Source organism: Shinella sp. CPCC 101442 (assembly GCF_024704725.1).
Classification (GTDB): domain Bacteria; phylum Pseudomonadota; class Alphaproteobacteria; order Rhizobiales; family Rhizobiaceae; genus Shinella.
In genome coordinates this window covers 488768-509956 of the sequence record NZ_JALIQS010000004.1, presented here as the reverse complement: position 1 = coordinate 509956, position 21189 = coordinate 488768, and the positions used below count along the sequence as shown (strand labels likewise).

Sequence of the window (21189 nt, the reverse complement as noted above, 5' to 3'; positions counted from 1 at the left end):
GAAGCGCATGCAGAGACTGGCGCTGGCATCGATGGGCATACAGGATTTCGGCGCGATTTCGGCCCGCACACTCGTTGCCGGCGTCGAAGCCGTGTGCGATCCGCTCGGCGCGCTCTACCTGCCGGAAACCCGTGTCCTCGTCGTCTCGGACCTGCATCTCGAAAAGGGAGCAGCCTTCGCCCGCCGCGGCATGATGCTGCCGCCCTACGATACGCTCGCCACGCTGAAGGTGCTGGAAGCCGTCATCGCGAGACATGACCCGGCCATCGTCGTCAGCCTCGGCGACAATTTTCACGATCGCGTCGGCTCCGCCCATCTGCCGGATATCTTCCGTACGAAAATCACCGAGCTTGCGCGCGGCCGCGACTGGATCTGGATCAACGGAAACCACGATCCCGACGGCACCGTGGACCTGCCCGGCCAGTCGGCCGACGAGCTGCATTATGCCGGCCTCGTCTTCCGTCACGAGCCATCACTCATTTCGCCTGCCGGCGAGATCGCCGGGCACCTGCATCCCGCCGCCACCGTCATCCGCCGCGAGAAGGCGGTGCGCCGCCCCTGTTTCGCAACGGATGGCAAACGCCTGCTGATGCCCGCCTTCGGCATCATGACCGGAGGGCTGGACCTGCGCCACAAGGCGATGACCGGCCTCTTCGACCGGCCAAACCTCGTTGCCCATATGCTCGGCCGCGACCGCATCTATTCGGTGCGCTTCGCCAATCTGCGCGGCTAACGCTTCACCAGCCGTAAAATCGTCGATTCCCCGCCGCCCCGCTCTTCCGTCACCACGAAGACGGATCCGTCAGGCGCGATCTTGACGTCGCGGATGCGGGCATCAAGCGGTACGCGCTCCTCGCGGGCAACCCTGTCGCCATCCATATGCAGCACGACAAGCCCCTGGCTGACGAGGCCACCGATCAGGAAGGCACCCTTCCATTCGGGAATGGCGTCGCCGTCGTAATAGGCCATGCCGGAAGGGCCGATGACGGGATCCCAGTAGTAGACGGGCTGCTCCGTCCCCTCCAGCGCGGTGATGCCCTCGCCCACCGGACCGCCGCTATATTCGATACCATAGGTCACCTTCGGCCAGCCGTAGTTCTTGCCGGCATCCGGCCGGTTCAGCTCGTCGCCGCCCTTCGGTCCGTGCTCGACGGTCCACAGCCGCCCCTGTCCATCGAGCGTCGCGGCCTGCAGGTTGCGATGGCCAAAGCTCCAGATTTCCGGCTGTGCGCCTTCGGTCTTCGTGAAAGGATTGTCGGCCAGCGCCTTGCCCTCGGCATCAAGACGAAAAACCTTGCCGAAGCCGCTCGCAAGATCCTGCGCACCGACGCGCGTTTCCCGGTCCGACCGCTCGCCGACCGTGACATAGAGTTCGCCCTTCGGACCGAAGACCAGCCGCGAGCCGAAATGCTTGTCGCCGTCATAGGTCGGCATCTGCCGGAAGACGACTTTCACATCCCGAAGCGAGAAGGTTCCATCCTGCTCGGCAAGCGTGGCGGACGCGACCGATGTACCGTTACCGCCGTCGCGCGGTTCGGAGAAGGAGAGGTAGATGCGGTTCGAGCTTTCGAAATCCGGTGCGAGCGCCACGTCGAGCAGGCCGCCCTGCCCGTCGGACATCACCTCCGGCACACCTTCGATCGGCGGGCTTACCTCGCCGTTTTCCTGGAAGACGACATGCATGGCGCCGTCCTTCGCCGTCACCAGCATGCGCCCGTCCGGCAGGAACTCCATCGCCCAGAGATGCGGCAGGTCCTTCGCCACCACATCGACGCCGATCTCCGGCACCACATCGGGAAGGGCGGCGCGGGTCTGGTTTTCGAAGGCTGGCCTCTGGTCCGGGGCATTGGCGTCCCCGGTCTCCGCCGTCCTGACGGACTGGGCGAAGGCCGGGCCGGTAAGCATCGCCGTCGCAAGCAGAGTGCCGGCAAGAAGGGTGCTGGTCGTGCGCATGGTGGTTTCCCTTGTTCGAGGCGTTGGCGGGCTGTTTGTCAGAAATCCGCCCTAACCGCCGAAGGGGCCAGCATCGCGATTTGTTTCAACACGTCTCTTCAAGAAATGTTTATCGGGTGCCCGACTGCGGCGCATAGCGCGTGAGGACCGCGCCATTCGACAACGGCTTTGCCTCGATGAGGTCGAAGTCGCGGCGCGTGCCTTCCTTGAAGAACGGCGTGCCCTTGCCGAGTTGTACCGGCACGATCGCCAGCATCACCTCATCGACGAGACCGGCCTCGAGCAGCCCGTCCGAGAGGTCGGCGCTGCCGAAGACATAGATGGTCTTGTCCAGCATCCGCTTGCGCCGCGCGATCTCGCCGATGATGTCGGCCGTCACCTCGGTGTTGTTCCAGTCCGAGGATGTGATCGTGCGCGAGGCGACCAGCTTCGGCAGCGCGTTCATATAGGCCTTCACCTCGCCCTCCTCCTGCGCCGTCGTCCAGTAGGCCTTCATGCCCTCATAGGTGACGCGACCAAAGACCAGCAGACCGGCCGCCGCGCCGAATTTGCTGCTCAGCGCCTCCAGCTCCGGCCCCCAGGCGCGGTTGTGAAAGTCGAGATCCCACTTCTTTTCGCCCTCGAAGAAGCCGTCGAGTGTCACGAGATTCCAGATGATTACCTTTGCCATCGTCCTGCCCTCCCTGCGGTGACCGTGCCACGTCGGATTAAACCAGTTGCGATTTGCAACTGGTTGATGGGTAGCGAAACCGATTGTACTGTGCAAGCAGTTTTTGGAGACCCTGATGAAAGATACCCGCCGCTCCGGCTGCCCGATCAACCTGACGCTGGAGATTCTCGGTGACCGCTGGAGCCTGATCGTGCTGCGCGACATGATGTTCGGCAACCGCCGCCACTTCCGCGAACTGCTGACGAAATCGGAGGAAGGCATCGCCTCGAACATTCTCGCCGACCGGCTGCGCCGTCTCGTCGAGGAAGGCCTGATCACCAGGGAGGACGATCCGAGCCACAAGCAGAAGGCGCTGTATAGTCTCACGGAAATGGGCATCGCGCTCGTGCCGGTCTTTGCCATGATGGGTGCATGGGGCCGGCGCTTCCTGCCGGTGACGGAGGAGCTTTCGATCCGCGCCGAACTGTTGGAGACCGGCGGGCCTGACATGTGGGAGGCCTTCATGGCGGAGCTGCGCGCCATCCACAGGGGTGCCGCGCCGCCCGCCCGCTCCGTTTTCGGCGAGCTCCAGGCCGCCTATGAGGCGACCGTCGCGCGCCGCGCCCAATCCACCGCAACGGCTTGACGGATGCGGCGTGGTTGATTTCCGTCAAGGCCCTGTCTCGTTCGCGCCCTAGACTGCAGAAAAAGGAGAAGGCACATGTACAAGCATATCCTCGTGCCGACCGACGGGTCGGAACTCTCTTCGGCCGCGGTCGCGCAGGCGTTGCAGCTTGCCAAGGCGCTTGGCGCGAAGGTTTCTGTCATGACGGTGGCCGAGCCGCTGCATATCCTGCCGATCACGCCGGACAAGGCGATCAACGTCCGGGCAGACTACGAGGAACAGGTGCGCCAGGAGGGGCTGCGCATTCTCGGCTCGGCCGGCGACGCCGCCTCGATGACGGGCGTGGCGGCAGAAACCGTGCAGGTGACGGCGGGGGATGCCTGGCAGGCGATCATCGACACGGCGCGGGACCGCGGCTGCGACCTCATCGCCATGGCCTCGCACGGGCGGCGCGGCATGAGCGCCTTCCTGATGGGCAGCGTCACCACCAAGGTGCTGAGCCACTCCAGCATTCCGGTGCTCGTCTACAGGTCCTGACGATCAATCCTTGCGGAAGACGACGCTGGCGAGCCAGCCTGTCATGAGCGCCAGCGTCACCGAGAAGATGCCGTAGGGCAGCGCGTTGTTGTAGGCGGCGTTGGAGATCATCTGCTCGATGCCGGTCTTCATCACACGCAGCGGCAGCGCCTTCTCGCTGATGAAGACGCCGTCGCGGAAGAGATGCGCACGCACAACATGGGTGCCGTTCGGCACGTTCGCCGGCAGCCTGACCGTCGCCTTGAAGAGGCTGGCGCTGATGAACTGCACGCCGCCCGGATCGCGCTGGTAGAAGCCGCCGCTTTCCTTGAGCCGCCGGAAGGCGTCGCGGAATTCCGTCATGTTGCTGCCGTCGCCGACATAGCCGATCGGCGACAGGCGGATGTGCTGGATGCCCACACCGACGCCATTCAGCATGGCAGGCTCGGCGATCGTCTCCACGTCGCGCGTGCTCGACAGCGAATAGGATTCCGGCACGAGTTCGAAGGTCATCGAGCGGCGATTGACCCAGATGCCGAAGATCCGCTCCTTGACGCGCACCGTGTTGTTGTCCTTCGGGCCTTCCAGCGCCACGACGATATCGTATTTGCCCTGGGCGAGCAGAGCCGGATCGTAGCCCTCGATGGCGCCGAAGATCGTAAGGTCCGCACCGCGGAAATCCGAGGTGATCGCGATCTCGTCCGTCGAAATCCCGATCTCGAGCCGTTCGGGAAACTCCACGGGCTTGTCTTCCAGCACCTGCGCGGCGGCGGGCATGGCAAGACTGCAAACGAGAAGAAGGGCAGCGATCGCTCTCATCGATAGACCCCCTCGCTGACGATGGAATAGACGTCGGCGGGCGTGACGACGAGGTCGACCGCAAGACGGGCGCCGACGGCCAGAACGAGCAGCGCCAACAGCGCGCGCAGCTGCTCGCCGCGCAGCTTCTGGCCGACGCGCACGCCATATTGCGCGCCGATCACGCCCGCCACCATCAGGATGAAGGCCAGCACGATGTCGACCGCGTGGTTGGCCGTCGCCTGTACGATCGTCGTATAGGCGGTGACGAAAATGATCTGGAAGAGCGACGTGCCGACGACGACATTGGTCGGGATGCGCAGGAGATAGATCATGGCCGGCACCATGATGAAACCGCCGCCGACGCCCATGACGGAGGTCAGGATGCCGATGCAGAAGCCGAGGCCGACGACCGGGATGATGCTGAGATAGATCTTCGATTTCTTGAAGCGCATCTTCAGCGGCAGACGATGGACCCAGTTGTGCTGGCCGGGCCGGCGCAGCGAGACGGGCTGGTTGTTGGCCGAGCGGCGCAAGGCACGGATACTTTCGAGCAGCATCAACGTGCCGACCGTGCCGAGCAGCACGACGTAAAGCAGGGATATGACGAGATCGAGCTGGCCGACGCTGCGCAGGAGCGCGAAGATCCAGATGCCGACGGTGGCGCCCGCCAGACCGCCGAAGAGCAACACCGTACCCAGCTTCACGTCCAGCGTGCCGCGGCGGAAATGCGAGAGAGCACCCGAGACCGAGGACGCGACGACCTGGTTGGCGCCCGTCGCCACGGCGACAACCGGGGGAATATTGTAGAAGATGAGCAGCGGCGTGATGAGGAAGCCGCCGCCCACGCCGAACATGCCCGAAAGGAAGCCGACGGCCGCGCCCATGCCGAGAATGATGAAGATATTCACCGACAGCTCTGCAATGGGCAGGTACACAGTCACAAGGAAACCCCAATCGGCAATTCTTCCGCTCGCGCGGAGGCTACTTTTCCCGTCAGCCGCTTTCCCGCCCTCTCCCTGCCGCGGCTTCTCTTCGGCAGGCCGTGAATGCAAAGAAGCGCCCCGCCGCGGAAGGGAGTGCCCTCTCCATCGGCCGGTCGCGCCCTGCATCACGCAAGGATCGGTCGTGAGGCGCAGCCCAAAGGTGCGCCCTTGCGCCCTCATCGATGATGACGTTTGGCGAACGCCTTATCATCTTGGAGAGACATGAATTTTCTACCGCATAATTCCGCAAATCGGGGCCGATTTAAGGATGGGAGTCATGCGGCGCATACAAAATGCCACAGCGCCCGTTGCACATCGTGAACGATGTGCGGCGCCATGGTGAGCGTCATGCCCGTGGGGTCTGGACAAGTCAACCGGAGAAGGCGCCTTCGAGGCGCCTCCGGCGGTCTGCAGATCAGCTCGGCTGCTTGTTGCGCTTCAGGAGCTCGTTGACCAGAGCGTCGTCGATTTCACCCGTCTCGGCCTGGCCGACGGACTTCTGGAAGCTCTTGATGGCGGCAACGGTCTTCTTGCCCATCTCGCCATCGGGCGTACCGGCATTGAAGCCGTTGTTGTTGAGGATGGCCTGGATGTTGCGGATGGCCTTCTTCATGTCGACGCTGGCGGTCTTCGTCGGCTTGCCGACCCATTCGTCGGGCAGTTCGGCCGAGTTCGCCTTGTCGTCCAGTGCCTGCGGCTTCCACAGTTCCACCTTCGCCTTTGCCTCGGAAAGCTGTTCCGGACGCATGGCATTGGCCACCTCGTCGCGCTTGGCGCCGGCATCCCGGTCGCCGTCGCGGGCAGCGATGGCGAACCACTTGTAGGACTCTTCCAGATCCTGCTTCACCCCGTTGCCGCGCGCATAGAGGATGGCGAGGTTGAACTGGCTGTCGCGGACGCCAAGCTCGGACGCCTTCTGGAACCACTTCGCGGCTTCGTTGAAGTCCGGCTGCGCCGTGCCGGTGCCCGTGGCGAGCAGAACGGCGAGGTTGTGCATGGCGCTGGCATTGCCCTTGTTCGCCGCGGTTTCATAGAGCGTACGGGCGCGCTCGAGATCGCGCTCGACGCCCTGGCCCTTTTCATAGAGGTTGGCAAGGCGATACTCGGCCGGCGCGAAGCCGCGGGCAGCAGCAAGCTCGTACCAGTGCGCGGCCTGTGCCAGATCCGTCGCAACGCCACGACCATCCGTGTAGCGCGCGCCGATTTCGAACAGCGCCAGCGGATCGCCTTCGGTCGCGGCCTTGGAGAGCGACGGCGGGGTGATCGCCTCGGGAACGACGATCGCGGCCGTCTCGATCGTATCCACCGGTGCCTTTTCGCCAGCCGCCGATATGTCCGTGCCGGCCAGCGGCTCGACTTCCGGCGTCGTCACCGGCTCGAAGCCGGCGGTGTCCGCATCGCCGCTCGCGGCAGGAGCGGTCAGCATGTCCGAGCCCGACGTGGCGGTCGGCGTGGCCTCCACCGCAGCGCTCTTGTCGTCACCGGCGAGATCATCGCCAGCCGGGGCGGGATCGGCCAGCGCCTTGCTCTCGACCTTGTCGTCGGCCACGGGCGCCGCTGCGGTGTTGGCCGTCACGGCCTCGCTGGAACCGGCCGTCGTTTCGGTGGGCTTCGCCTCGTCGGAGGAGACGGCCGTCTGCTCGACGATGACTGGTGCATCGTCGCCGCTGATGACAGCGGTGATCAGCGGGTAGGACATGATCGCCAGCAGCACGGCGCCGACGGCAAGCAGGATCGGCCGGCGATGACCGGACAGCGCGGAGGCCGGCTTGTCGCCCTTTGCTGCTTTCTCGCCCTTCTTTGCCGGGGCGACGCGGGAAATCGCGTCGGCTTCCTCGGCGGCGATCTTGGCGGCGCGGCGGGCGGCGGCAATCTGCTGGGCCGCCTTGTCGCCTTCGCCCGTTGTCGTCGAACGGTTGCCGGACGTCTGGCCGGCGCGCACGCGCTCCAGGATGCGGCGGACGTCGGGCACGCCGGAGCCGGGCTCCAGGAGCTGGTTCGCCTCTTCCGGCGCCAGTTCGTCGACCGGATCGAGCGACGGCGTCGGGTCGATCTGGTGACGCTCGGCGACGGGTGCGGCTTCCTTGCGGCCGGGAACGAAACGACGCTTCAGGCCGGCCAGCAGTCCACCCTTCGGCTGAGCCTCCGTGACGGCAAGTGCCACGGCCTGCTCTGCTTCTTCTTCGGCGACCGGGCGTTCGGGAACCTCGATATGCTCGACCTCGACTTCGGCAAAGCGGCTTTCCTCACGCGGCGCTTCGGCGTCGGCCTTGCGAGCCGCGCTGCCGAAACCGTCGTCGTCGAACGGATAGTCATTGCCATAGAGGCTGGCGGCCGGCTCCTCGGCGCGGTCGAAATCCATGGCCGGCATTTCGGCGCGGGGCATTTCCGCACGCGGCTGGATGGCTTCGCGGCGGCCAAAGCTTTCACGCGGGGTGTCGAGCTGTTCAAGGCGGCCGGCGATCTGCACCAGCGTGTCGTGCAGGGCGTCGAAGGTGCGCGCGGTGCGCTCCTCGCTGGAACGGGTCAGGTCTTCCAGCACCCGCAGATCATCGGCAAGGCCGGCGATCGCTTCCATGTCGACGGCGGCGGCGCTGGCCGGACCGGCATGGCGATAGGCTTCCATGACGGCTTCCGCCGCCTGGCGGGCGGCCTCGACGATATATTCGTCATTGGTCGCCATGTAGTCTTCGATCGTCGCGAGACGGTTCTCCACGTCAGGCGATACGCCGGCCGAGGGCGTGCTGATCAGCGTGGAGAGATGCGCGATCTGCGCTTCGAGGCCGCGCAGCGCCTCATGGTCGCCGGCAGGCGCGACGCGCGTGGAATCCAGCCGGTCGGCGATGGCCGAAAGACGGCCTTCGATCTGCGAGAAGCGGTCTTCCTGAAACGGGCTGCCGACAGGCGTGTCGAGCCCGTCGATCCGGCGGGCGAGCGCATCCAGCCGCTCGGCGAGTTCGCCGTTGACACTGCCCTGATCGAGCGCATCGATCTTGCGGGAGATATCGGAGAGGTAGAAGGCAAGCTCATCGCCATCTCGGGCCGGTGCCGCCTGCTGGCTCTGCTCCAGCATCAGCGACAGTTGCTCGATGCGCTCTTCGAGGCGCAGCGCGGCGCGCTCGTTCGAAAGCTCCTCGATGCGGCCGGCGAGCGCCTCGATGCGCAGGCCGAGCCCCTGGTCGGGCGCCGGCACCGGGCGGCGGGCCATCATGTCGAGCTGGCCGGCGAGATCGGTGATACGACCCTCCAGGCGCTGCATCATGGGATTGTCGATGGAGGCGGACTGCTGCATGCGGCCGGCGGCCGCGATGGCGCGGCTGATCTCGTCGAGACGCGTGTCGAGACCTTCGAATTGCGAGGTGACAGCCGAAACGAAATGCCGGTCGTCCGGCTGCTGGGCCTGGCGGGCCAGCATGTCGATGGCGCGGGCGATCGTCTCGATCTTGCCTTCCAGCGCATGGATGGCCGGCGTGGCGCTGACGGCGCCGATCTGCACCTTCAACTCGTCGAGCCGATAGGCGAGCGCCACCAGTTCGTCGTCACGCGTCTGGTCGAAGACGGACAGCTTCTGCTCGACGCCGCTCCAGCGGTCTTCCATGCGGCGCACGGAATCCTCGCGGGCCAGCCCGTCGAGAACGGAACGCAACTCGTCGAATTCGACACGCAGGCCTTCGCTCTGGCCCGACTGCCGGCCGAGCTGGCCGATCCCGGCGGAGAGGCGGGTCAGTTCCTCGCGCACGTCGTCGTTGTTGCCACGGCCCTCGGCCATCTGGCGGATGCCGCGGATTTCAGAGCGCAGCGACAGCATCTCGCGCTCGAGCCCCTCGGCAATGTCCTTCTTGAGATCCTGGCGCAGCGAGACGAGCGCCTTGGCGATGTCTTCCACCGAATTGTCCGCGCGGGCGGGCGCGGCGGCCTGCAGCCCGCTGTGAGCGGTCGACTGGTTGCCATAGGCGGTGTGCGCCTGCTGGGCGGCGGCGTAGTGATCGACGGAAACGGGGCGGCGTTCCACACGCTGGGCGACGCGCTCGCGGCCGCCTTCGATGGCGCGCTGGCGCTGCATGATTTCGGAGACAGGATCCTCGCGCAACGGGATCGGACGCTGCTGCTGCTCGTAGCGGGCCTGCTCGTTGCGGGGTGCGTAACGCTCCTCGCTGCGTGTACGCGTGTCGCGGCCGCCGGCCATCAGCCCCTCGATACGGGCTTCCAGCCCCTCGATGGTGCGATTGAGCGCGTCGAGCGAAGAGCGTTCGCCGGGACGTTGCGGGTTTCGCGATCCGTTCATCTTTCGCCTCGCTTTGGCGGCCGCCTCGGCCTGCCGGGAGATACGCTTGAAAGCGCTGCCGCCCGGCTGCGCCCTTCATTCCATTCGGCGGGATCGTCCCTGTCTCGTCCGGCCGAAGCCGGGCATCACAGGGGGAAACGAGATGATTCCCGATCCCACGCCCTCAGACGCCACAATTCATGAAACGTGGTAAACAATGGGTTAACCACCGCGGAAATTTTTTAACGATTTGCTCATAGAATGGCGTTCGGGAGGAAAGGCGACCGGTTGCGGCACAGCAACCCCCGCTTGAGCGCACCCACCCGCCCCTCTTTCGTCCGACGAAAAATGCATGGCGCTTGCGTTTTGACGTTTACGCAAACGTCAAAATTTTATAGTATCCCTCGCCAAGGACCGGACTCATGTCCGTGGGATAGGTGAGGAACGCGAAAAATGCCGATCTACAAGGCCCCCGTGAATGACACGCTTTTCATCCTGAACGACGTTCTGGCGCTCGAGCGGTACAACAACCTGCCGGGCTTTGCCGATGCGACGGGAGACATGGTGGAGGCAATTGCCGGCGAGGCCGCAAAGGTCGCCGAGGAAGTGCTGTTCCCGGTCAATCTCTCGGGCGACCAGGAAGGCTGCGTACGCAAAGACGACGCCACGGTGACGACGCCGACGGGTTTCAAGCAAGCCTACGACCTCTACCGCCAGGGCGGCTGGATGGGTCTTGCCGTTCCGGAAGAATTCGGCGGCCAGGGCCTGCCCTATGTGCTGCACACCGCCGTCGGCGAATACATGTCGTCGGCCAACATGGCGCTCACCATGTATCCGGGCCTGACGCAGGGCGCCATCGCCGCAATCCTCGTGCACGGCTCCGACGAGCAGAAGGCCGCCTATCTCCCGAAGATGGTGGAAGGCACGTGGACCGGCACGATGAACCTGACGGAGCCCCATTGCGGCACCGACCTCGGCCTGCTCCGCACCAAGGCCGTGCCGCAGGGCGACGGTTCCTACAAGATTTCCGGCCAGAAGATCTTCATTTCCGCCGGCGACCACGACATGTCGGAAAATATCGTGCATCTCGTGCTTGCCCGCATCGAGGGCGCACCGGAAGGCACCAAGGGCATCTCGCTCTTCATCGTGCCGAAGTTCATGCTCAAGGACGACGGCACGCCGGGCGACAAGAATGGCGTCTCCTGCGGCGCGATCGAACACAAGATGGGCATCCACGGCAACGCCACCTGCGTCATGAACTATGACGAGGCGACCGGCTTCCTCATCGGCGCGGAGAACAAGGGCCTCAACGCCATGTTCGTGATGATGAACGAGGCCCGCCTCGGCGTCGGCCTGCAAGGCCTGTCGATTGCCGAAGTCGCCTACCAGAACGCCGCGAGCTATGCCCGCGAACGCCTGCAGGGCCGCTCGCTCTCCGGCGTGAAGAACCCGAACGGCAAGGCCGATCCTCTCATCGTGCACCCGGACATCCGCCGCACGCTGATGACCATCAAGGCCTGGACCGAGGGCGGCCGCGCCTTCACGCTGTGGACCGCGCTGAAATCCGACATCGCCCACCGCTCCGCCGACGAGACGGAACGCCAGGCCGCCGACGACATCCTCGGCCTGATGACCCCGATCCTCAAGGGCGTACTCACCGACAAGGGCTTTGACCACGCCGTCATGGCCCAGCAGGTCTTTGGCGGCCACGGCTATATCGAAGAACACGGCATGAGCCAGTATGTGCGCGATGCGCGCATCGCCATGATCTACGAGGGCGCTAACGGTATCCAGGCACTCGACCTCGTCGGCCGCAAGCTCGGCATGAATGGCGGCCGCGCCGTCATGGCCCTCTTCAAGGAAATCGGCGATTTCTGTGAGGAGAATCGCAATGACGAGAAGCTCGCAACGTTCACAAAGAGCCTCAAGAAGGGCTTGAACGACCTGCAGGCCGGAACCATGTGGTTCATGCAGAATGCCATGGCCAAGCCCGACAATGCCGGTGCCGGCTCGACCGACTACATGCACCTCTTCGGCCTCGTCGTCGTCGGCTACATGTGGGCGAAGATCGCCAAGGCTGCCGAAGAAGGCCTTGCCAATGGTGCTGGCGAGCGCGAGGATTTCCTGAAGAACAAGCTGATCACGGCAAAGTTCTTCATGGAGCGCCTGATGCCGGAAACGACACTGCGCAAGACCCGCATCGAGGCCGGCGCAGACACGACGATGGAACTGGCTGCCGAAGCATTCTGATGCTTCGCCCCTCTCCCCCATTGCGGGGCGAGGGGCTAAAGTCGCAAGCCGCGAGCCACGAATTCTAAGGCGCTTCGCGCCGCTAGGGAGAAGAAATCAATGACCGACGTCTTCATCTACGATCATGTGCGCACCCCGCGCGGGCGCGGCAAGAAGGACGGTTCGCTGCACGAAGTGCCGTCCGTCCGCCTCGCTGCCAAGGTTCTGGAAGCGGTGCGTGACCGCAACGGGCTCGATACGGCCAAGGTCGACGATATCGTCATGGGCTGCGTCGATCCCGTCATGGATGCGGGCTCCGTCATCCCGAAGGCTGCCGCCTTCGAGGCCGGCTATTCGACCAAGGCGCCGGGCATTCAGCTGTCGCGTTTCTGCGCCTCCGGCCTCGACGCCGTCAACCTTGGTGCGGCGAAGATCGCCCAGGGTGCCGATGACATCGTGATCGCCGGCGGCGTGGAAAGCATGTCCCGCGTCGGCCTCGGCATGTCGGGCGGCTCGTGGTTCATGGACCCCTCGGTCAACTTCCCGGCTTATTTCATGCCGCAGGGTGTCTCGGCCGACCTCATCGCCACGAAGTACGGTTTTTCCCGTGACGACGTCGACGCCTATGCCGTCGAGAGCCAGAAGCGGGCGGCGCACGCCTGGGAGAAAGGCTACTTCAAGAACGCCGTCGTGCCGGTGAAGGACATCAACGGCCTGACGATCCTTGCCCATGACGAGCACATGCGCCCCGGCACCGACATGCAGGCGCTCGCCTCGCTCAACCCCTCCTTCCAGATGCCCGGCGAGATGGGCGGCTTCGAAGCCGTCGCCATCCAGGCCCATCCTGAAATCGAAGGCATCAACTACGTCCACCACGCCGGCAACTCGTCCGGCATCGTCGATGGCGCTGCCGCCGTGCTGCTCGGCTCGAAGGAGGGTGGCAACATCCTCGGCAAAAAGGCGCGTGGCCGCATCAAGGCCTTCGCCAATATCGGCTCCGATCCGGCCCTCATGCTCACCGGCCCGGTCGACGTCACGGAAAAGCTGCTCGCCCGCGCTGGCATGACGCTTTCCGACATCGACCTCTTCGAGCTCAACGAAGCCTTCGCCGCCGTCGTCCTGCGCTACATGCAGGCCTTCGACATCCCGCACGACAAGATCAACGTCAACGGCGGTGCCATCGCCATGGGCCATCCGCTCGGCGCTACGGGTGCCATGATCCTCGGCACGGTGCTCGACGAACTGGAACGCCGCGACCTCAACACCGCCGTCGTCACGCTCTGCATTGGCGCCGGCATGGGCACCGCGACGATCATCGAGCGGGTCTGAGCATGACGAACCCGACCCGCCGCAGCTTCCTCGCCTTCATCGGGGCAGGCCTCGTCGCTTCCTCCGCCGAGGCAAGTGACAGCTTCGTCCTGTCGGGCACCGTCACCAATGTGGCGAGCGGTCCGGTTCCGGTCGGCCGGCTGACGATCCGGCTCGAGGAGCAGGGCATCATGGATGTGGTCGCACGGCGCATCGCCCAGACCACGGTCATCAGCAAGGGCAACCGGCATTCCATCCGCTTTTCGATGCGGGTGAAGCGCTCGGCGCTCCGCAAGGCGGTCGCACCGGGCTTCACCATCCGCCTCGAGCGCGACGGCCGTCTCATTGCGATCAACACGACGAAACAGGCGTATGGCGGCAGAGGCAAGGCCTCGCTGGACATTGAACCCATTCTCTACTGAGCCCATTCTCTACCGAGGGGGAGAAAACCATGAGCGCATACAAGAATTTCACCATCGAGACCGACGCCGACGGCATTGCGCTGGTCACCTGGGACATGCCCGACAAGTCGATGAACGTCTTCACCATCGAGGTGATGGACGAACTGGACAAGATCATCGACCAGGTGGTGGCAGACAGCACCGTCAAGGGCGTGGTCATCACCTCTGGAAAATCCTCCTTCTCCGGCGGTGCCGATCTCTCCATGATCAAAGCGAGCTTCGACCTCCTGAAGGACGCGAAGGCGACCGACCCGTCGACCGCCGTCGAAAAGCTGTTTGAAGCCACCGGCCGCATGACCTGGCTGTTCCGCAAGCTCGAAACCTGCGGCAAGCCGTGGGTTTCCGCCATCAACGGCACCTGCATGGGCGGCGCCTTCGAAATGTCGCTCGCCTGCCACGGCCGCGTCGCTTCGAATGCCAAGTCCGTCAAGATCGCGCTTCCGGAAGTCAAGGTCGGCATCTTCCCGGGCGCTGGCGGTACCCAGCGCGTGCCGCGCCTTGCCAATGCGCAGGACGCTCTCCAGATGATGACGACCGGCTCGTCGCTGACGGCCGCCCGCGCCAAGGCAATGAACCTCCTGCATCAGGTGGTCGAGCCCGACCAGCTCATCCCGGCTGCCAAGCAGCTCATCAAGGACGGCCTGAAGCCCGTCCAGCCATGGGACGAAAAGGGTTTCAAAGCCCCCGGCGGCGGCATCTGGACGCCCGCTTCCGCCCAGCTCTGGCCGGCTGCCCCCGCCATCTTGCGCCGCGAAACCGCCGGCAATTATCCGGGCGCGCTCGCCATCCTCAAATGCGTCTATGAAGGCCTTCAGGTGCCCTTCGAGACGGGCCTGAAGATCGAGCAGCGCTACTTCACGCACATCCTCCAGACGACCGAAGCCTTCTCGATGATCCGGTCGCTGTTCATCTCCATGCAGGAGCTCGGCAAGGGTGCGCGCCGCCCGGCCGGCGTTCCGAAGTCGGAGATCAGGAAGGTCGCCGTTGTCGGCGCCGGCTTCATGGGCGCCTCCATCGCCTATGTCACTGCCGCTGCCGGCATTCCGGTCGTGCTTGTTGACCGCGACCAGGAGGCCGCCGACAAGGGCAAGGCCCATTCCGAGGGCCTCGTCACCGGCGCCATCGGCAAGGGCCGTCTGTCGAAAGAGGACGGCGAGAAGCTGCTCTCCCTGATCACGCCGACGCCGGATTATGCCAACCTCGCCGATGCCGATCTCGTCATCGAGGCCGTCTTCGAGGACCGCAATGTCAAGAAGGAGGTCACCGAGAAGATCGAGGCCGTGCTGCGCGAAGACGCCATCTTCGCCTCCAACACCTCGACGCTGCCGATCACCGGCCTTGCCAAGAACTCGAAGCGTCCGAACCAGTTCATCGGCATCCACTTCTTCTCGCCGGTCGACAAGATGATGCTGGTGGAAGTCATTCTCGGCAAGGAGACGGGCGACAAGGCGCTTGCCACCGCGCTCGACTATGTCGCCGCCATCAAGAAGACGCCGATCGTTGTCAACGACACGCGCGGCTTCTACGTCAACCGCTGCGTCTTCCGCTACATGGCCGAAGCCTATGACATGCTGATCGAGGGCGTGCCGCCGGCGATGATCGAGAATGCCGCCAAGATGGCCGGCATGCCGGTCGGCCCGCTGTCGCTCAACGACGAGGTCGCCGTCGATCTGTCCTACAAGATCTTCAAGGCCTCCATCGCGGACCTTGGTCCGCAGTCCGTCGATCCGCGCCACATGGAGCTGGTGACCAGGCTGGTGGAAGGCGAAGGTCGCCTTGGCCGCAAGGCCGGCAAGGGTTTTTACGACTACCCGCCGAAGCCGGCCAAGAAAAAGCTGTGGCCGGGCCTGAAGGACCTCTACCCGCAGCAGAAGGCGGACGATGTCGATATCAAGGTGATCAAGGAGCGCCTGCTCGTCACCATCGCGCTGGAAGCCGCCCGCACCATGGAAGAGGGCATCGTCACCGATCCGCGTGAGGCCGATGTCGGCTCCATCCTCGGCTTCGGCTTCGCGCCCTACACCGGCGGCACGCTGTCCTATATCGACGGCATGGGTGTCAAAACCTTCGTGGCGCTCTGCGAAAAGCTCGCCGCCAAATACGGCAGCCACTTCCAGCCGACGGCCCTTCTGAAGGACATGGCCGCGAAGGGTGAGACCTTCTACGGCCGCTTCGCCCCCGAGACCAAGAAGGCGGCCTGAACCGGCGCATCGCAGATACAGGCAAGGGGCGGTCTTCGGGCCGCCCTTTTCGGTTTCAATTCAAGCTGCGGCGTGAAAAATAGAAATACCCGGAGCGACAAATCAAACGGGATGAAAACCGGTAGAACCTCGTATTTTCGGGCACTTCCACCGAGCGTTTTCAGAAAATTTTTCGCCAACCATTGCGTTTTTCAAAATAAACTTTATATAGAGCCTATCGAAAATTGCTTGCGACCTTTGTCTATGAGCCACTAGGCTCCGTCAGATTTCCTTTCAAGATCGATCAATAACGGACAAAACATCGTCCGCTTAAACTAGTGATGGAAAGGATATCGTTATGAACACAGGCGTCGTAAAGTGGTTCAACAGCACCAAGGGCTTCGGCTTCATTCAGCCTGACGACGGTTCGACCGACGTTTTCGTGCACATCTCGGCTGTCGAACGCTCGGGCATGGGCTCGCTGAACGAAGGCCAGAAGATCAGCTACGAGATCGTCCGCGACCGCAAGTCCGGCAAGAACTCGGCCGACAACCTTCGCGCCGCATAAGATTGTCGTTCCTCCTCGCTGACCACGGATGTACTGGCAGCGTCGAGTTCGAATGACAGGGAGAGGTCGGGGTAACGCCCGGCCTTTTTGTTTCCGGTAAACAATTCCAGCAACGATGCTTGAGCGTGGTTGGGTTCGGAATTGCGTAAGACAAAGCGTTAGCTTGGCGGAAACTCCGCAAAGGAGAATGCCATGAGCCGAAAAACCTATGCCATTGGCGATCGTGTCGTGATAAAGGCTGGCCTGTTGCGTCAGGCTTCAGGCGAACGCACCTGCCGTATCGTTGGCGTTTTGCCGGCGGACCATGGCGAGGTGCAGTATCGCGTGCGGCTTGAAGGCGAGAACTTCGAGCGGCGGATCGTGCAAAGCGATATCGACGCCGATGAGACCGCCGCACCATCGTCACGCAAGACCGTAGCGGCTTCCGTTCCCGGAAATGGAAGCCCCTGGCTAAAACCGCTGACCACCCGTAATGGGAAGTGATGCGGCCTAGCCAGATCATGAATTCGAATTTTTGCCCCTGAATGCGGCATAGGCCGCGAGAGAAAGGACATCACTTGCAGGTTCTCGTCAGAGATAACAATGTCGATCAGGCGCTGCGCGTCCTGAAGAAGAAATTGCAGCGCGAAGGCGTTTTCCGCGAAATGAAGGCGCGCAGCGCGTTCGAAAAGCCGTCGGAAAAGCGGGTCCGCGAGAAGGCCGAGGCCATTCGTCGCCAGCGCAAGCTTGCACGCAAGCAGATGCAGCGCGAAGGCCTGCTGCCGGCCCCCAAGAAGGCCGTGCGCACTCGGTAGGGTTTTCGGCGCCGGGCGGCATGATGCTGCCCGGCCCGCCTATCCGGCTATCGCTCCATGAAAGGAGAGATCATGACCGCGACCAAGGAAGAATTCTTCAACCCCGTCAAGCTTTCGGCCCGTGACAAGGCTGCAGCGACGGATGAGACGGCCCGTACCATCATCGCTTCGGAAGCCACTGCACGCGAAAAGAAGACTGCACGGCTGCGCGAACTGCGCCTCCAGCAGGAGCCTGCCGAAGAACCGGCCCGGCCGGCTGCCAAAACCAAACGTACCCCGGCCGCCAAAAAGGCGTGACCATCCGGGCCTGATGGCTCGCGATACGGACGATATCCCCGAACATGCCCCCCCTTTTGCCGTTTCCTGTTCCATCGGGAACAGCGAGACCGTGAGAGGATATGCGACCTTCCGATCGCTGGATGAGAGAGACTCATCCTAAATCGATCAGGAGAGACCCATGCGCAAGATCATCGTTTCCGCCACTGTCGCCCTCGTCGCCGCCGTCTCCTTCGCCGCCCCCTCGCAGGCCGGCTACTACAGCGACGATTATCAGCCCTATTGCTTCATCAAGAAGATCAAGTCCTACGACTACTACGGCAATGTGATCATCAAGCGCATCAAGGTCTGCCGCTGATCCCTGGCTTCATCGACCTCCCCGAAGACCCGGATGTCCCTGCGTCCGGGTTTTTTGTCGCTTCGCTACGCTGTGCGGGTTGCGATGGTGTGAGATGGATAAGCTGCGGAATGGTGTGCGCTTACGCCAGCCGCGCTGCGTCTGTCATCCGCACCAGCAGTTCCGCCCGCGTACCCGCGACACGGCTGGCATAATCAAGCTTGGCACCGAGGCTGGAGGCCATCGCGCCGATGATCTTGGTGCCGAGGCCCGTGCCCCGTACGGGGCCTTCACCGCGCCAGCCGATGCCGTCGTCCTCCACGAAGAGCAGTGCGCTGTCAGGATCGAGACGGGTAAAGCCGACGCGCACCTCGCCGCCGGCCTCGCCATAGGCGTATTTGAAGGCGTTGGTGACGAGCTCCGTCACGATGACCCCGAGCGAGACGGCGCGGTCGGTCGGCACGTGCAGCGGCTCCAGCACACGGTTGAGGCGCACATTGCGGCCCTGCCCCTGCAGGGAGGTGTCGAGTTCGGACAGCAGCGTGCCGAGATAGGCGCCCATATCGACATTGCGCACATCTTCGGACGTGTAGAGTCGCCGATGGATGCCGGCGATCGCGGTGATACGGGCCTGCGTTTCAGCGAGCGCCCCCTTCACCGCCTCGTTGGACGCGCTCGACATCTGCAACCGGATCAGGGCGGCGACGAGCGCCAGCGAATTGCCGACACGGTGGTTCACTTCGGTGAGCAGCACTTCGGCCCGCTCCTTGGCGTCGCGGATTTCCTGCTCGGCCCTCAGCTTCGCACGCTTCAGTTCCGCATTCTCCAGTGCCTGGCCGAGCGCGTTGGCGAGCAGCGGCATGAAGTCGTCGCCGACAGACTTGATGACATAATCCGCCGCACCGGCCTTCAGGGCCTCGACGGCGACCTGCGCATCGCTCGATCCCGTCACATAGACGACAGGAACCGCACCCGGCGCATCGGCAAGCTCCCGAAGAAAGGCAAGGCCGGTACCGGATTTCAGGAAATGGTCGAGCACAACGGTATCGAAACCGCCCTCTGCAAAAAGCGTGCGGCCGCGTTCCACATCCTCCGCATGCGACACCTCATAACCGAGGCGGCCGAGCGCGCGCTCCGCAAGCCGGGCAAGAATCGGGTCGTCGTCGATATAGAGGATGCGGACGGGGCCTTCCTTCATTTACTGCGTCTCGGGAATCTGGATCACGGAGAAGAACAGGCCGAGCTGGCGGATCGCATGCGCAAAGCTTTCGTATTCGACCGGCTTGGTGATGTAGACATTGGCGCCGAGATCGTAGCAGCGCTGGATTTCCCGCTCGTCATCCGTCGTCGTCAGGATGACCACCGGCAGGCGCTTGGTGTGGGTGTTGGTCTTGATCTTCTGCAGGATGTCGATGCCCGACATGTCCGGCAGGTTGAGATCGAGCAGGATCAGCAGGAACCTGCCGGCGCTGGCGAGACCCGAGCGATCCTTGCCGAGCACGAAATCGAGCGCTTCCGTGCCGTTGGTGAAGGGTACGACCTCGTTGTGCACGCCGGCGCGGCGAATGTTCTTTTCGATGAGGCGCGCATGGCCCTCATCGTCCTCGATCATGACTATTGTGACTTCCTTGCCCAGTCCGTTCATGCCTGCATACTCCTGACAACTTTGCTGAGGTCGGGCGGCAGACGAAGCACGAAGGTCGTCCCCTGCCCGAGTTCGGATCTAACGACAATATCACCGCCAAGATTGCGCATCAGTGAACGCACATGTGCCAGGCCGATACCTTCGCCGGGCATGTCCTGTGCACCGGAGCGGCGGAACAGTTCAAAGACCCGCTCGTGGTCCTCCGGCGCGATGCCGCGGCCATTGTCGGTGAACTCGATAGTGAAGCCGGCCCGGCCCGCATTGCGCGCCTTGACGGAAATGCGCAGCGGCCGATCCGGCGCTTGATACTTGATGGCATTGTCGAACAGGTTGCCGAACACCTGCTCGAGCGACAGCCGGTCGGAAATGACGGTCGGCAGTTTTTCGTCGATGGTGATCTCGCCATCGGATTCGCTGACCTGATGGGTGAGCGCGGCAGCCCCTGTCTCGACGAGCGCCTTGATATCCACGCGTTCGATCTTGAGTTCGCGTCGCCCGTCGCGCGAGATCTTCAGGATGGCGTTGATCAGCCCGTCCATCTTCTTGGTGGAGGAGCGGATGAAGCCGATCGCCTCCGGCAGGTCCTCGGAAACGGCACGGCGTGCCTCGAGGATATCGTCCACGCTCGGCGGCTTTTCATCGGCCAGCACGTAGCCCTGGATGGCGGAGAGCGAGGCTTGCAGCTCGCTGGTAAAGCCCATGATGTTGACGAGGGGCGCGCGCAGGTCGTGGGTGACGATATAGGCGAAGCGCTGGACTTCCTGGTTGGCGCGGATCAGCTCCTCCGTCCGCTCATCGACGCGCTTTTCCAGCGTGGCGTTCAGCGTCTCGACCTCGCGACGGGCGACAAGAACATCACGGGTATATTGCGCAACGACCATGGCTGCTCCACCCATGACGCCGATGATGGCAATCGCCCCGATAATCGTCGTCCATCGGAGCGCGCCGGCCGACCACAGCGTATCGATCACGCCCGCTTCCAGACGACGATCCGCATCGGCCATGATGTCACCGATCTGGTCACGGAGCTGATCCATCAGCTGGCGGCCGCGGTCGGTCTTGACGAGCGTGACGGCATTCGCCGCCTGCCCGCTTTCGACAGCCAAAACCGTTTCGGCAAGCTCTGCGAGTTTGTCGGCAACGAGGCGGTTTATCTCGGGGATACGCTCGGCATAGGCGGGGAAGCTGGTAGCCTTTTCGCCAAGCAGCCGCTGCCGTTCGGCCACGGCCTTCAATGCGTCGTCATAGGGCTCGCGGAAACTCACCTCTCCGGTGATGACGAAACCGCGCTGTCCCGTCTCGGCGTCTTTCAGCGTGGACAACAGATCGGCGGCGGAGCTGCGCACTTCGCGCACATCGACCAGCTCGGCAAAATAGGTCTGCACCTTGCTGACGAGCCAAAGCGACGTGCCGACAATGCCGAGCAACGAGATCATGCCTGCAATCAACAGGATGATAGTCGAGCGCACGAATGCGGCGTTCGATATCGGCATTCCACCCCCCGGTTAGCGCCGTCTACAGGACGGCGACAATATCGTTACAGTGCCTGCTTGCAACCGGCGAAGCCGGAAAAGCAGGGAATCTTTTGGTTGTTTCACCC

20 protein-coding genes are annotated in these 21189 nt (G+C 63.6%); 12 read left to right on the top strand and 8 right to left on the bottom strand.

Going from position 1 to position 21189, the window contains the following annotated elements; genetic code table 11:
• Positions 1-7: 7 nt before the first annotated feature.
• Positions 8-733, top strand: coding sequence for a ligase-associated DNA damage response endonuclease PdeM (gene pdeM, locus MUO32_RS17825; RefSeq protein ID WP_257949716.1), 726 nt, complete (start codon positions 8-10; stop codon positions 731-733).
• Here pdeM and MUO32_RS17820 read toward each other — a convergent pair.
• Entirely contained in the window at positions 730-1953 is a 1224-nt protein-coding gene (locus tag MUO32_RS17820; RefSeq protein WP_257949715.1) for a PQQ-dependent sugar dehydrogenase, read from the bottom strand. The two genes, pdeM and MUO32_RS17820, sit on opposite strands and share 4 nt — an antisense overlap.
• 109 nt (positions 1954-2062) lie before the next feature.
• Positions 2063-2623: a dihydrofolate reductase family protein gene (locus MUO32_RS17815; protein ID WP_257949714.1), complete on the bottom strand. Its 561-nt coding sequence runs from the start codon at positions 2621-2623 to the stop codon at positions 2063-2065.
• Between the two features lie 115 nt (positions 2624-2738).
• On the opposite strand from MUO32_RS17815, the gene MUO32_RS17810 reads away from it, so the two are divergent.
• A complete protein-coding gene (locus MUO32_RS17810) occupies positions 2739-3248 on the top strand; it encodes a helix-turn-helix domain-containing protein (protein WP_257949713.1) in 510 nt (169 codons plus the stop codon).
• 75 nt (positions 3249-3323) lie between these two features.
• Positions 3324-3764: a universal stress protein gene (locus MUO32_RS17805; protein ID WP_257949712.1), complete on the top strand. Its 441-nt coding sequence runs from the start codon at positions 3324-3326 to the stop codon at positions 3762-3764.
• Positions 3765-3767: 3 nt separating this feature from the next.
• On the opposite strand, the gene MUO32_RS17800 is transcribed toward MUO32_RS17805, so the two are convergent.
• From MUO32_RS17800 to MUO32_RS17790, 3 genes are all read right to left on the bottom strand, one after another.
• Positions 3768-4562 carry a TIGR02186 family protein gene (locus tag MUO32_RS17800; RefSeq protein WP_257949711.1) on the bottom strand — a complete coding sequence of 265 codons (795 nt, stop codon included), beginning with the start codon at positions 4560-4562 and terminating at the stop codon, positions 3768-3770.
• Positions 4559-5485 (bottom strand): sulfite exporter TauE/SafE family protein, encoded by a 927-nt coding sequence (locus MUO32_RS17795; protein ID WP_257949710.1) that lies wholly within the window; start codon positions 5483-5485, stop codon positions 4559-4561. The genes MUO32_RS17800 and MUO32_RS17795 overlap by 4 nt, the downstream gene beginning before the upstream one ends.
• A 457-nt stretch (positions 5486-5942) precedes the next feature.
• Entirely contained in the window at positions 5943-9812 is a 3870-nt protein-coding gene (locus MUO32_RS17790) for a peptidoglycan-binding protein (RefSeq protein WP_257949709.1), read from the bottom strand.
• A gap of 432 nt (positions 9813-10244) precedes the next feature.
• Here MUO32_RS17790 and MUO32_RS17785 point away from each other — a divergent pair, with 432 nt between their 5' ends.
• From MUO32_RS17785 to MUO32_RS17745, 9 genes are all read left to right on the top strand, one after another.
• Positions 10245-12041, top strand: coding sequence for an acyl-CoA dehydrogenase C-terminal domain-containing protein (locus MUO32_RS17785; protein WP_257949708.1), 1797 nt, complete (start codon positions 10245-10247; stop codon positions 12039-12041).
• Positions 12042-12140: 99 nt separating this feature from the next.
• A complete protein-coding gene (locus MUO32_RS17780; RefSeq protein WP_257949707.1) occupies positions 12141-13349 on the top strand; it encodes an acetyl-CoA C-acetyltransferase in 1209 nt (402 codons plus the stop codon).
• Between the two features lie 2 nt (positions 13350-13351).
• Positions 13352-13750 carry a YbaY family lipoprotein gene (locus MUO32_RS17775; RefSeq protein WP_257949706.1) on the top strand — a complete coding sequence of 133 codons (399 nt, stop codon included), beginning with the start codon at positions 13352-13354 and terminating at the stop codon, positions 13748-13750.
• 29 nt (positions 13751-13779) lie between these two features.
• Positions 13780-15990, top strand: a complete 2211-nt coding sequence (locus tag MUO32_RS17770) for an FAD-dependent oxidoreductase (protein ID WP_257949705.1) — start codon at positions 13780-13782, stop codon at positions 15988-15990.
• 337 nt (positions 15991-16327) lie between these two features.
• Positions 16328-16537, top strand: coding sequence for a cold-shock protein (locus tag MUO32_RS17765; RefSeq protein ID WP_257949704.1), 210 nt, complete (start codon positions 16328-16330; stop codon positions 16535-16537).
• A 192-nt stretch (positions 16538-16729) separates the two neighbouring features.
• On the top strand, positions 16730-17020 hold the full coding sequence (locus MUO32_RS17760; RefSeq protein ID WP_257949703.1) for a cold-shock protein: 291 nt from the start codon (positions 16730-16732) through the stop codon (positions 17018-17020).
• A gap of 74 nt (positions 17021-17094) precedes the next feature.
• Entirely contained in the window at positions 17095-17331 is a 237-nt protein-coding gene (gene rpsU, locus MUO32_RS17755) for a 30S ribosomal protein S21 (protein ID WP_257949702.1), read from the top strand.
• Positions 17332-17403: 72 nt separating this feature from the next.
• On the top strand, positions 17404-17628 hold the full coding sequence (locus MUO32_RS17750) for a hypothetical protein (RefSeq protein ID WP_257949701.1): 225 nt from the start codon (positions 17404-17406) through the stop codon (positions 17626-17628).
• A gap of 160 nt (positions 17629-17788) precedes the next feature.
• Entirely contained in the window at positions 17789-17965 is a 177-nt protein-coding gene (locus tag MUO32_RS17745; RefSeq protein ID WP_257949700.1) for a hypothetical protein, read from the top strand.
• Positions 17966-18086: 121 nt separating this feature from the next.
• Here MUO32_RS17745 and MUO32_RS17740 read toward each other — a convergent pair whose 3' ends face one another.
• From MUO32_RS17740 to MUO32_RS17730, 3 genes are read right to left on the bottom strand one after another with little or no spacing between them, the layout of a single operon-like run.
• Positions 18087-19142: a sensor histidine kinase gene (locus MUO32_RS17740; protein ID WP_257949699.1), complete on the bottom strand. Its 1056-nt coding sequence runs from the start codon at positions 19140-19142 to the stop codon at positions 18087-18089.
• Entirely contained in the window at positions 19143-19589 is a 447-nt protein-coding gene (locus tag MUO32_RS17735; protein ID WP_069060116.1) for a response regulator, read from the bottom strand.
• Entirely contained in the window at positions 19586-21082 is a 1497-nt protein-coding gene (locus MUO32_RS17730) for a CHASE3 domain-containing protein (protein ID WP_257949698.1), read from the bottom strand. Before MUO32_RS17730 ends, MUO32_RS17735 begins: the two co-directional genes overlap by 4 nt.
• Positions 21083-21189 lie beyond the last annotated feature (107 nt).